Origin of the sequence: Mesorhizobium liriopis, assembly GCF_024053505.1 — a bacterium.
Lineage (GTDB): Bacteria > Pseudomonadota > Alphaproteobacteria > Rhizobiales > Rhizobiaceae > Mesorhizobium_B > Mesorhizobium_B liriopis.
Genome location: NZ_JAMXQS010000009.1, coordinates 13,269 through 25,868 on the forward strand (window position 1 = coordinate 13,269; position 12,600 = coordinate 25,868).

Genomic DNA, 12,600 nt, shown 5'->3' on the forward strand with positions numbered 1-12,600 from the left:
CTGCCGCTCTTCACTTCATCGCTGCCCTGCACAAGCGCGGCGCAAGATTTACCTACGCGTTTCGCGTTATGAATCGTGCTCGCTCGAGCAGTTCGTCGAACGTAACGATATCGATACCGCGCGTCTCTCGCCGGAACAGCTCAAACGTGTCACGCATGATGTTGGCGTCTCGGGCGTTACCAGAACGCTCAAACTCCTCCGAAGAGCCGAAGACGAGGATCGCTTTGGCGTTGCGGGTTCGGGCCGCAAGTTCGACGCCTTGTCTATTGTAGTTCTCACCGTGTTGAGCAAATGCGGCCCATTCCGCTTTCTGCTCGAGAATTTGAGATACGGCACTTATGAATTGGGGGGTAAACTCCCACGTGCCCGCTCGGGAATTTCCGCCGGATGTCCGTTTGAAAATCGCGGTATCCGGCCGCTTTATCTCAACTAGAACCGTGTAGTCTTTGAACGTTTGCAGGAAGTCGAGGAGCGGCTTATTGCGATTGTCCGTGCCTCCCCCGCCGACCGTCGCCTCGCGGTCAAAGGTCCTCATGATCCGATAATCTAGGCCGTAACCGAAAACCCAGCGCTCGCTATCGAAGAAGTCTTGCCAAGAGGCCTCTGCCCAGTCGCCGGCCCCCATTTCGCGCTCAAACTGCTCGAGGCCCTTTCGACGCCCGAGCAATATGTTGATTTCCTCAGCAGTTAGGTCATCTTGCAATTCCGCCAGCGCACCTGCTCGCTGCTCCCGGGGCAGAGACTTCAAGCGCGCAATTAAGGTACGATCATCCGCGTCGATAATCGCCTTTCGACCAGTACCGGTTGAAATGTCTTCGATCTGATGCGTATTCTGGTTGCTCGGATCGACGAACTTGATCTGCTCCAGAAACTGGAGGAGGCGGGCAAACTCTTCGCCACGGAACGTGAATTCCTCCTTCTCCGTGCCTTCATACCACCCGCCGGCCCGGCTTCTAAACGTTTCGAGAGTAAGACGGCGAATTCCCTTGTGGTCGCTCGTTACAATTGCCGACACTTGGGTCTTGCGCTTCTCTCCCGTCAAGCGGAGGCAGAGCGCGCCCTCGATCTCGCCTAGCAGCAGTTCGTCGCTGCCCACGAGGATCATACGAACAAACCTGAGCTTTTCATCATTGATGGACCCCGGGCGGTCGAAAATTTTTGATAGGTAAGTCTTCCCTGCGACGCGATTTTTGAAAAATTCATAGTCGCCTTCGTTACTCAATGCGCACTCCCAAGCCCTATTGATTCGACAATGCTGCGAAATTGCCAAATCCGCTAGAGGTACAGCTGGAAGCCACGCGACTGGCGCCTCGTGATTGATCGGAAGCTGCATTGGGGTGGGAAGTTGACGGTCGGCTCCTGAGCGGTGAGTTATTGAAGCGGACATCGCTTTCCCGCTTGCCGACGCTCACAGCAATCCTTCGGGACCGCGCTTCTATGATCCGAAGAATTCTGGCGGGACTGTCGGAAAGCGCCTTGACCCGGCCCCTGCGGCAGGCCTGATAGAAGGTGGGTTCAACCGGTTAAGGTGAGTCATGAACCTTTCGCTTCGCAGTTACACACCCGCGCAAGCCAGCGCTTCTCTTGGCGTTTCGGCCAAGGCGTTACGCCTCTACGAGCAGCACGGTCTGCTATCACCCGATCGCACCCGGACGGGATGGCGCACTTACGACGCTGCTGTGATGGCCCGGGCGGCCGAAATCGTTGCACTGCGGAATCTAGGTCTAAGCCTCGTTCAGGTTGCCCGTGTACTCAGTGGGGAGCCACGCGATCTGGATGCTGCCCTTGCGGCTCACGAAGCTCGCTTGAGCGAGGCGGGCCAACGTACGGCTGCCGCTCTCGAACGGATAAGGTCACTACGCGCGGAACTCGCCCAAGGCCGCGTTCCAACCGCCGCAACATTGGCGCAGGCGATTGCCGAAAATGCACCCGCGACAGTCGGCTTTGCACTACCGTGGCCGTGGGCTGGAGAGTGGTTCGCTATCCACGACGTTCCCCGCCTATCCTTCATCACGGGGGCACTTGGTAGCGGGAAGACCCGGTTCGCCCAGACCCTCGCCGCTGCGTTGCCCGATGCTGATTTCCTTGCTCTTGACCGCCTTAGGGATCCAGCCATTGCGCAACGCCTTGCGGAGGATCCGTTACTCGCAGAACGGGTCGAACGACGCCTGACGTGGTTGGTCGAGGATGGTGCGGAGCGGTCGGAGGCACTGACTACGCTGGTTGTCGCGCTGGAGGCGGCGAAGCCCACAGCGCTTGTGGTCGACATGGTGGAGGAAGGGTTGAACGCGGCAACGCAGGTGGCGCTGATGGCACACTTGCGCCTCCGAGGAATGAGCAAGCGCATGCTTGTCCTAATGACGCGTTCCTCAGCGATCCTTGATCTCGACATGCTTGAGCCTTCGGAGATCGTCATCCTGTGCCCGGCCAACCACAGCGTTCCGCTTCTAACCGCCCCATATCCAGGCGGGCAAGGTTATGAGGCTGTGGCCACATGCATTGCTTCGCCTGAGGTCCGGGCACGTACCGCGGGGGTCGTCGCCATGCGCCTTCACGATCTGAGCGGTAGAACAGCATCCACATCGAGCCAAAGTTGCTAGATGGGTGCCGAACGACCGCTTCTAGGAAGGTTCAACGCCTGTTCGTAGGGCTGAATTGGGGTCGAATGCGGACATTTGACCCACCGTGCACGAACGTCTGTTCTGCGCTTGCCGACAACCAAAACCAGACGGTCCGCTCCGGGCCCAACCTCAGACGCGCAAGAATCTTTGGAGCAAGATTGGCAGATGCAAGGGTCGGGTCTAGCCGTTCTAAGATCGACCCGATGCGGTTGAGCGAAAGCTCTGTCTTATTATCGGGGGTCTGTAGCTGCCTGAAGATCACAGCATCAATTCGGAAGCGGTAGAGCTGATGCTGCTACAGCTCTGCGATGCAAGACCAAAGCGGATGAGAGCCGGACGGCGGCATAGAGCATAAAGCCGCCGGTCTGGTTGCAGCGGCAAACCTTGCCGGACCGCTGAGGTGGCAGACGCGGCGCGCACAACCGACATCGAGTTTTGGTCGGCATCGAGCCATTCGACACGAGGCACAAGAAGGCGGTGGTGCAACGCGAGAGAGGTTGCCGAGGCAGGCAAGCTTCTCAAGGTTACCATCGATAGCGGGGGGGGGCGCGCAGTTCGGGCGCGCGTGTGCTTCGAGCTCTCACCACCTCAGCTCAAGTTATCTACACACTGATCAGACTTGCCGGCACATTGGAATAATTTGTGCTCTTGCGATTCAGAACATTGGATTGGCGATTCAAACGCTCTTGGTTGCAAGCTGCCAACCAAACCGCGCGGCCTGGATGGGTTCGCATGTTTGTTCGATGACGGTAGCCGTTTCCCTCTGATCTGCTGATCTGCTGGTCTGCCGCTCTGCCGTGCTTTCCAAGCGGGGGGAGCGGCTCTCTCTCGCCCTCTGCCGCTTTTGTGTCTTGCAAGCCCTGGCCCCATCCTTGGGGTGCGGAACTAACAGGGGGAGCAGACGGGGTGTTTGCAGAAGCCATCAGCAAAGCGGGCAAGGAGCCGACCCGAACCGAGGGGACGGGTATCGCCTATGTGGCGAATGCAGCCTGCGTGGTGCGCGCAGCCCAGCGCGAGCTCGGCGGGCGGCCAACCCTTCTCGAGGTCGTGGGATGGTTCACCCAGGCGCACCGACGCTATCAGCCATCCACCATCCGGCAATACAAGGCCAGCCTCAAGACGCTCGGTGCCGTTCTTCGCCATCAGGGCAAGCTTGCCGAGGCAGAACTCGCAGCCGTCCTGCAGCGGCTTGAGACCCCACCCCAGCCGATGGGAAACGGGCCCAAGCGGACCTCGGCCAAAAAGCGGCGCAGCATCCGGCCAGCCGAGCTGCGCGCGCTGATCATGAGCCTGCGCAACAGCGATCGCGAAGACGATGCCTTTCTGGCTCAGTATATCGGCATGACGGTGATGGTGTTCCCACGTCCGATCGAGTGGGCCAACGCACAAAGGGACGGCCAAAGGCTTGTGCTCGTTAACGCCAAGACCACGAACGGCCGCGCCCATGGGCCAACGCGCACGATCGAACTGCCGGGAATGTCGCGTCAGCAGCTCGAAGGCATCGACGCGTTTCTCATAGCCCTGCGCACGCGCGCAGACGCAAAAGGCAACTGGCAATCCTTCCACCGCTGGCTGGCGCGACAGCTGAGGGCTGCCTGCATCCGTGCGGGCATCGCACCCCTTGCCCCCTACAGCCTGCGTCACCTCGGCATGGCGAGCGCAAAGAAGCTGTTTGACGCCCAAACGGTTGCCTACCTTGCCGGGCATGCCTGTGATCGCACGGCAAGCTCGCACTATGCGCCGGCACGCTCAGGCCTCAAGGGGGTGAAGGCGGTGATTGCGGCAAGGCCTGAGAATGTGGGGCTTGTGCGCGTCACGGGACGCGCCAGCCGGCGCGAGCACCTGGCAAGGCGAGAGCACACGCCCCATTCCCCGCGGCCGTTTGTTGGGTGAGAGAGAAAGCGAAAGCCGTCACGGCGCTGGCGGTGTGGCTGCCGGCGCAACAGTCTCCTCCAGTCCCGCTGCCAGTCGGATCGCCTCGCCTTCGAGTTCGCCTTTTGCCTCGAGCGCCTGTGCCAGCCGTTCGATGGCATGGCGGTGGTCAGCGCAGAGGCTATGGGCTTCGAGGTACGCCTCATCGAGCTGGCTGTGCACGCGGGCCGCAAAGGGGGGATCAAAGGCAAGCCTGTCATCAAGCGCCTTGTCGCTTTGCCAGATCAGCGGATGCTTCTCCTTGCCCCAGCCATACGAGCCCTCCATCCTTACTGCGATGCGGGTGGCAACCGCGAGATCGCAGGAAGCCTCACCCCCGCCTGAGCCGACCGAGAGCGAGCCGAGCAGAGTGCTCTCTGCCGCACGGCCTGCCAGCGTGAAGACAAGCAAGCGCTTCAGGTCTGCGAACTCGCCTTCCATCTCGTTGTCGAGATCGTTGCTGAGCGTATGGGGTCCAAAGGGACCATCGAGCGTGATGCGCTGGGGTGTGCCCAGGTTGCGCACCATGTGCACCACCGCATGGCCTGCCTCGTGGATAGCGATGCGTCTGCGCTTGGGCGCGCTCAGCTTGGGCCGCTGGTCGAGAAGGGTTGCTTCGAGATCGGCATAGGCGAGAGCCCGTTCTTCCCGCCGTGCCCGGCCCCTTGCCTCGCGGACCAGGCGTTCGATGTCGGCACCTGACAGGCCACGAGCGAGACGCGCGAGGGAGGCGAGGGTGCTGCGGACAGGAGCTTCGTCAGCGGTTGCGGCTGCCATGCCGTTCCCGTCTCTGTCTCTATCTTCCCCTCCCTTCGTATCCGCGCTCCTGCTCGCCACCACATCAGAGAGCGCATCGCCCAGATGCGTCTGGAAGATGCGTGCCCGTGCGCTCTGGTCGGGCAAGGTGATCCTCACTTGGCGCTCCAGCCTGCCCGAACGCAGGATGGCAGGATCGATCACCTGCGGTCGGTTGGTGGCACCCACCACGATCACGCCTTCCGTTCTGGCTGCCCCATCGAGAAGGGTGAGGGTCTGGTTGACCAGCGAGATCCAGTAGTCGCCATGCTCGCGCCGGTCCTGGTCTTCGCGTGAGCCCAGATTGTCGATCTCGTCGATGAAGAGGATCGCGGGCTGGGCGCTACTGGCTTGCGCAAAGGCGCGCTCCATGCGCTGGAGCACATCACCCAGATAGCTCGCCTGCAGCCAGGTGGCGACGGAAGTGACGAGAAGAGGCAGTTCGAGGGTGTTTGCCAGCGCTCGGGCAAACAGCGTCTTGCCGGTGCCGGGCGGACCAGACAGCAGGATGCGCGAGGAGAGCTGGTCCCAGCCAAGCGTGCCATCCCGCCATGATGCGAGATCGGCCTTCAGCGTCATGGCCCAGTCGTGGGCTGCACCATAGCCTGCGAGCCGATCGAGGTGCGGGGCGTTAGCGGACGTGTCAGGTGCCACGAGCGTGCCACCTCGTCCACCATCACGTCCCCGGTTGTTATTGCCGCTGCCCTTGCGCCCCAAGCCAGACGACCAGCTGCCGGCCTTGCCGCTGCCGCCGGAGCCAGTGCCCTGGCCTTCATCCCCTTTGCCGTCCTTCTCTTCGTTGGCCTTGCGTTGTTTGTTGTCGCGCGCATAGCGCACGAGGTCCGCGATGATGGCATCGTGTGATCGGCCCGGGCGGATAGCAATGGCGAGATCGGCCAGCGTCAGATGCTGGCAGGTGACGGCATCGAGATGAAGACGGTCTGGATCGTCTGGATCGGCGATCTTGGAAGCCTCCCCATCGCCGCCGACGATCTCGACGTCTGCTGCCCCGCTTCTGGCTTCGCCATCCGCCTCGGTGCCCACCATGAGCCTGATCACATCCTCTACGATCGCTGGTGTGAGCGGCCCTGTGTGGAGGATGATGTTGGCAACATCCTCAAAGCGCAGGGGCAGGTCGTCCCGTGTCCGGCCCAGGCTCAGCATAGGCGTGCTGTCGGCCAGCGCAGCGGCCAGTTCGCGAAGGTTCTGCGCGGCACTGAAGTCGGTGGTCAGGCGCAGAAGCGTTGCCACGCGGCGGGGTGCCGGGCTGTCCGCTTCATCACGGCGTCCGAACTGGCTGCGATAGGTGAACTTGTGGCTGCCCGGTGCTGCGAGATCGAAGGCCAGGCCCGGGATATCGGTCTCGCTCATCAGGCTGCGCAGGGCGGTGTTGAAGCCCGACAGGGGCGAGAGGATGCCAACGATGGGAGTTGGGCGCGCAAGCAAGTCTCGCATGCCCCGCAGACCAAGCCCTGACCGCTCAATGGCGTCGGCCAGAAGGAGAACGATCGTCAACCGGATGACGGGAAGGGGAGACTGCGGCCGAGAATGAAGCGCAACGTCTGCGTGATCGTCGTGCTGCGTAGCATGCCCGTTCCTTTCAGCTTTCTGCTTTCGTCTCTGCTCGCGGCGCAGTGCACCGACCAGGAAGCGTGCGGTCGGCGACTTGGGAGTACGCTTGATGTGAGGCCTGGGTGCCGTTGCCGTCATTGATGCCGTCATGGCCGCACCGCCGCACTCGTGACCAGGCGCAGGATAGGCGATGGTGGCGGTGGTGCAGGAACAGGCTCTGGTTCGGGCTTGGCCTTGAGCTCTGACCCAAGTCCACCGCTGGCCCCGCCATCGCCGCCGATCAGCTTGTGTTCGAGACACCACTCCCAGATGATCTGTGCGGTCGGGTCGCCTGTTCCGACGAGGTCGGCGAGCGCAAGCCCAAGCCCGCGCGGCAGAAACAGGCCTCGGCCCTTGAGCATGTGGCCATAGCGCAGAGCGAGGCCAGCAACGAGGCTGGGGTCAATGGTCCCATTTGCGACAATGTCGCCATTCGCATAGCGCGCGGCTGCCTCGTCATCATGCGCTTCAAGAGCTGCAAATGATTTGCAGCCACCCTCCTGGGCAGAATAAGCGGCGACGGAAGAGGAGGCACCAGTGTCGCTCCGTTTGCCCTCACAGTGGCAGCCGAAGCTTTGTCCGCTGCGGGCTGCAGCAAGGCATGCCGCGTCGTGGCCGAACGCGGTGAACAGGACGGCAAGCGGGCTCTCGGCAAGGGGTAGTGTCGAAGCCAATACGGTGGATGGCGTAGGAGCCGGTGCGGGCGATGGCACAACCGCATCCCGCACCCAGGGCAGGCGGGCAACCACGCTGCCGATGGGCTCGGACAGATGGGTGTCTGAGACGGTGTTCTGGTGGGAAGGCGAAGGCAAAGGGCAGAGGTGATCGGTCGTCATGGCAAAGCTCCGCTTGTCCGGCAGGCTGCTTGGGCAGCGCCAGAGCGATGGGATAGGTTGTTCGAAGGGGATGGAGTGTCAGTGGGCCTAGGCGGCTGCCCTGCCGGTTCAGCTCGGCCCGGCCCGTGCGAAGCCGACGCTGACGCGCCGCCAAGCCGAGCGGCGGTCGTTGCGATCACGGATTGTGGGCCCGCCCGAGAAGCGCGAGTGCGGTGGCAAGTGTGCGCCGTCCACGAAGAGGTCGCCCTCTTCCATCATGCTGTCGCCATCCAAGTGATCGGATGCGTTGGGATCGCAGGGATCGGCGTGCATCGCTGTCGTGCTGGCCGTAGCGGGTTCAGGTGTCGGCATCACAATCGCCCGGCACGCCTCTTCCATTGCAGCCTGAATGCGGGCAGCAAACAGCGCGCGCAAGTTGGCCATCGCTTCGCCCGCACCCGTCACCCCGATCAGGGTATCGATCTCGCTGAGGCCAAAGATGCCCTTGCTATGATCGCTCGTCTCGTTTGACCCATCGATGATGGCAATGCCGACCTGTGACACAGGCGGCGCCTTGCCTTCCACATGCAGCCAGTCAGCGGCAATCATCGCCGTTGCCATCATACGCTCACGCAAGCGGTTGAGCCTGGTCTCGGAATAGGCATGCAGACCCCGCTTGAGATCGAGGATCAGAGCGGCATGCCTGGCCTGGTCCACGATCAGGAGATCAGGCGTGTAGGTGGTCTTCGCATGGACCTCGGAGCTCAGCTGAATGCCACCCAGATCCTTCCAGCCATTCCGGCGAATGATGGCGAGTGCTGCGGGGACAATCGGCAAGGCGCAGTCGGAGGCCATCACGAGAAGGTCGGGGTTGAGCGAACAAAGATGCGTCAGGCCCCCTTCGAGCAGCACACCCTCGTGGAAGGCAACGGAGCGGACGAGCGCAACCACAGGGGCAAACGCACCAAAGGCCAGATCAGGCTTGGCATCGCTTGAAGCCATGGCTGCCATCGCGCGATTGACAAGCTGGCCCCAAGCCGCCTCGACATCGAGCGGAAGGGGTGAGCTACACGATGCATCGTCCAAGTTAGCAGGAAAAGCGTCAGCCGCATGTGAACGCGACGGGACTGAGGCCGAAGCGGAAGATGAAGCAGCTGCAAGGCGCGAGGCAGCCGAGAACGTGCCGTGAGGCATGAGGAGAACTCCCGAGATGTGATGAGGATGGCGATGCCGTTGCAGCCAGCGCGGCCGCAACAGCGCGCACCGACGGACTGTCTTGTGCAAGCCCCCTGCAAATGATTTGCAGGGCTTGAGCGCACGGTCAGCTGGCGAGGGCCGCCCTCGTGCCCAGCACACTGCGGCAGAGCACCAGGGCCCATGCCGTGGGGCTCGGCTCTTCCATCACAACGGTCAGACCAGCAGGCCGGGCCATGCGATCACGCACCAGCGCACGACCATCATCCGCAGGTCGTCCACCACGGGACGCACAAACGGGAACTTCCCCAAACGGGGCAATCAAGCTAGGGAGCATCTCAGCCCAATCCTTCTTAGCCAAGGTTGCGGGTCAGGCCCTCGTTCGGTGCTTCCAACACCTGCGGGGGCCGCATTGTTCGATCCAGCTTCAACTGGACCGCTCTCACCTAAGCAGGATCCGGGAGAGATCCCAAGGCGCCAAAACGCGGTTCGATCGTCTGAACGATCGCATGGTTAACGGCGGGCTCGTGAACCAAGCCGTTCAACGCAGGTCTGGACGCCGGTTCGCCAGCCATAAGACGTTCCTCCAGTTCATCTGCCTTCGCCATCTTTAGTGTCGGGCAAAAAGAAAGGCCCGGGGATGCCGGGCCTTGAAGACAACCCACGCTCAGACGCGTGGGATTGAAGCGAATGTGAGGCGATCAGAGCTTGGGCGTCGGGCTCGCGGACGACCCAGCCTGTGCCGTCTTCATCAGAAAGTCCGGCCGCACCATCGTGCGTGGGGCCTTTGTCGCAGCGCTTTCCGTAAGCTTTTGGTTCGCGGTCGGTTGCAGCGCGATCGGGGCAACGGCCTCGTCGGTAGTGTCGCCAGCCATGGCGTCGTCTGCTTCCGCGGCCGCGTCAGTCCCTTCAGTCGCCTTGACCACGATCGCCACGGCCTTGGCCGGCTCGACAGTCTCGACGACTTCGCTCTCATCAACTGACTCAACCCGCGCCTCGGTCCGCGTCGGCATCAGGCGTGCCTCCACCTTCGGTAGCTTGCCTTTGGGCGAACCCGTGGTCCACAGAAGGGTCGGCACAACCGTGCCGCGCAGCCAGGCCAAGAGAACTGGACCCGAGGGCCAGCGGCTCATGTCGCCCAACTCGTTGAGCAAAGTGATCACAAAGCCCCAGCCCGACTTCGGATCGAGCCGCATCGGCGCCATGTGCCATGGCTGGATGTCGTTGGTCGGCACCAGCGGCAGGATCAGATGCTCCAGCTCACGCCGGGCACGACGTGCCAAGGGCTCGACCTGTGGCCCAAGCTTGGACTTGGTGACCCTCTTGGGCATGGTGCCTGAGCCCATCGCCGCCTCGATCGCGCTGACGATGGAGCTGATGCGGCCCACCAGATCGGCAAAGCTCGTCTTCACCATCTGACGTGACATCGCCGTGATGCCGGCCGGTCCACCGATCTCGGTCAGTGGCACAATAGGTGCCGGCGCCTCGTTCGGATCCTTCAGCATCGCCTTGATGCCGGCAATGGTGAGCTTATTGCCCTTTTCCATCGCAGCCAGCACCTCTTCCACCTTGGCTTCGTTCTGGGTAGCGAGCGTCACAAGGGCCGTGGACGAGGCTTCCACTGCTTCGAAGCGGTGCCGCAGATGGCAAAGCCGCACATGGACGTTCATGAAGTTGGTCGCGTGCGTCCGGCTGTAGCCGTAGACGCGCTTGTTCCAGGCATGGAACTTGTCTTCGGGCACGATGACGGCGACCGCCACCATGCAGCGTCCGGTCTCGAAGACGTCGACCGTGCGGCGCCGGTGCAGGCTGTGCATGGTGAGGTTGAGTTCGGCGAGTGCGGGCATGTCGTCGGAAGCGACACCGCACTCGGCGGCAAACACTTCCCAGCTTGCGGGAAGTGCGGCAGCCAACTGCTCGGACGATGAAGACGCAGGCAAGGATGCATCGGACACAACAGATGTGGCGTCCGCTGCCTCACGCTTCATTCCCCCGCGCGCCGGGGCGTCGTGTGCATGTGTATGCACGAGAGCGGGATCCTACGCCGTGGGCGCAGGGACGGTAGACGTGTGGGTGGTCATGAATTCTCCTTCTCTGACCATGAACCTCTGCCCACCGCTGGATCATCCCATGCAACGGGCATTGAAAGTATCATAGCTCAGAAAAGAAGGACTGGCAAAAATGGTAATGTACATAATTGTTTAATTATACCAAAATGTACTTGAGATATCTAATTATATGAAGAAAACGACGGAATCTTGGAAGTGAAATACATGACATTAGATTATGTTGCTGTCATTCGTAAAAAAATTCATGTCATCTAACTCGTCTATGCTGTTATCGAGCGCGATCCGTAAGCCGAGGCGTTATCGCAGCCGCGCTGTGCTGCTGCGATAACGCCTCGGCAAGAGCAGTTCTCTGCTGAACCGCGTCCGCCATGATGACAGCAAGTAAAGTTGTAGGGTAGCCACCAAGGGGTGGCACAGCGCCTGTTACAGGGTTGACATATCCGTATGATCAACGAGAAGTGCGCGGGCTCAGTCTAAGACAGATTCATATGGACAGCGGAAATTTATTCGTTGCTCGGATAGGAGAACAACTTGGACTTTTACGCAGGAGTCGACGGCACCGGTGTCGGCAACGATGCCCAATACGCCAAAGATTTTACTGACAGCTACGTCAACCAGCTCTATCGCAGCAGCCGCTTTGATGTGCGCTATTACCTGCGCGGACCAACCTGGGAGGGCGGCACGGCCAAGGCGCTATCCAAAGAGATGCTGCGCGAGATGGAAACCCGCATCCACCAGAAAGGTGGGCGACAGGTGGGGCGGCTGATCCTTGCCGGCTACAGCCGAGGCGGGGCGATCGCTATCCGCATCGCGCGAGAGCTCGGCAAGCATGGCCATAAGGTGCACTGCCTCTTGCTGTACGACGCAGTGGATATGTCACTGGCGATTGCGGCCAAACAGATTCCCGCCAATGTGCGCTACTGCTTCCACGCCATGCGTGACCCCGTCTCACGCTCACGCACGTCCTGGGGCAATTGCGGTACCGAGCGTGAGGCCAAGGACGACAAAATCACTTATTTCCGCTGGCGCCGCTTCATGTGCACTCATGGCGGCATGGGCGGTACGCCTTGGACCAAGGCCGATCCGGACGGCTTCATCAACGAGGCGCTAACGGGGCCTGAAACTACCAGCGCATTTGCCAAGATGCAGAGTAATATGGGCTATCAGGTTCTGCGGGCCACTCCTTTTGGCTTGGGAGGTGGCGCGATCATCGATGGTGCAGGCGCCGCAAACAGTTGGCACCGGAATTCGAGCCGTACGGCGATAACCCTTCGACAAGATCGCGATGAGTCACGGCAGGTCGGCATCTGGATGATGAACAAGCTCGATTGGGCCTTAAAGCAGCAGGCCGCTCCAGCTCTCGTGGGCTAAGGCGATTGAAACGACATGTCGGCCAATGAGGGCCGCGTGTGTGGCTGAGAGGGTATGCTGAAGTAACCAAGACGCCCCCATGATCGAAATCTGTGGTCGTGGATTACCTGATCTCTGCTTCGAGCCCGTTGCGCAATGGATCGACATCGACCAGCTGCACAAATTGCTCTGCCCCTTTAAGCCGTTGACTGATCTCCAGGTTGCCAAATCAGC

At 61.3% G+C, this 12,600-nt stretch carries 8 protein-coding genes; 3 read left to right on the forward strand and 5 right to left on the reverse strand.

Going from position 1 to position 12,600, the window contains the following annotated elements; genetic code table 11:
• Positions 1 to 52 precede the first annotated feature (52 nt).
• Complete coding sequence (locus NGM99_RS18280; RefSeq protein WP_252821611.1) at positions 53 to 1,222, reverse strand: Shedu immune nuclease family protein; 1,170 nt, start codon at positions 1,220 to 1,222, stop codon at positions 53 to 55.
• 313 nt (positions 1,223 to 1,535) lie between these two features.
• Between NGM99_RS18280 and NGM99_RS18285 the strand changes: the two genes are divergently transcribed.
• Positions 1,536 to 2,600 (forward strand): MerR family transcriptional regulator, encoded by a 1,065-nt coding sequence (locus tag NGM99_RS18285; protein WP_252821613.1) that lies wholly within the window; start codon positions 1,536 to 1,538, stop codon positions 2,598 to 2,600.
• A gap of 927 nt (positions 2,601 to 3,527) precedes the next feature.
• Positions 3,528 to 4,514 carry a site-specific integrase gene (locus tag NGM99_RS18290; protein WP_252821615.1) on the forward strand — a complete coding sequence of 329 codons (987 nt, stop codon included), beginning with the start codon at positions 3,528 to 3,530 and terminating at the stop codon, positions 4,512 to 4,514.
• A gap of 18 nt (positions 4,515 to 4,532) precedes the next feature.
• Here NGM99_RS18290 and NGM99_RS18295 read toward each other — a convergent pair whose 3' ends face one another.
• From NGM99_RS18295 to NGM99_RS18310, 4 genes are all read right to left on the reverse strand, one after another.
• Positions 4,533 to 6,842: an AAA family ATPase gene (locus tag NGM99_RS18295; RefSeq protein WP_252821617.1), complete on the reverse strand. Its 2,310-nt coding sequence runs from the start codon at positions 6,840 to 6,842 to the stop codon at positions 4,533 to 4,535.
• Positions 6,843 to 7,045: 203 nt separating this feature from the next.
• Positions 7,046 to 7,774, reverse strand: coding sequence for a hypothetical protein (locus tag NGM99_RS18300; protein ID WP_252821619.1), 729 nt, complete (start codon positions 7,772 to 7,774; stop codon positions 7,046 to 7,048).
• A gap of 108 nt (positions 7,775 to 7,882) precedes the next feature.
• Positions 7,883 to 8,755, reverse strand: a complete 873-nt coding sequence (locus tag NGM99_RS18305; protein WP_252821621.1) for a hypothetical protein — start codon at positions 8,753 to 8,755, stop codon at positions 7,883 to 7,885.
• An 893-nt stretch (positions 8,756 to 9,648) separates the two neighbouring features.
• Positions 9,649 to 10,935: a hypothetical protein gene (locus NGM99_RS18310; protein WP_252821623.1), complete on the reverse strand. Its 1,287-nt coding sequence runs from the start codon at positions 10,933 to 10,935 to the stop codon at positions 9,649 to 9,651.
• A gap of 612 nt (positions 10,936 to 11,547) precedes the next feature.
• Here NGM99_RS18310 and NGM99_RS18315 point away from each other — a divergent pair.
• On the forward strand, positions 11,548 to 12,387 hold the full coding sequence (locus tag NGM99_RS18315; RefSeq protein ID WP_252821625.1) for a hypothetical protein: 840 nt from the start codon (positions 11,548 to 11,550) through the stop codon (positions 12,385 to 12,387).
• The last annotated feature ends 213 nt before the right edge of the window (positions 12,388 to 12,600 follow it).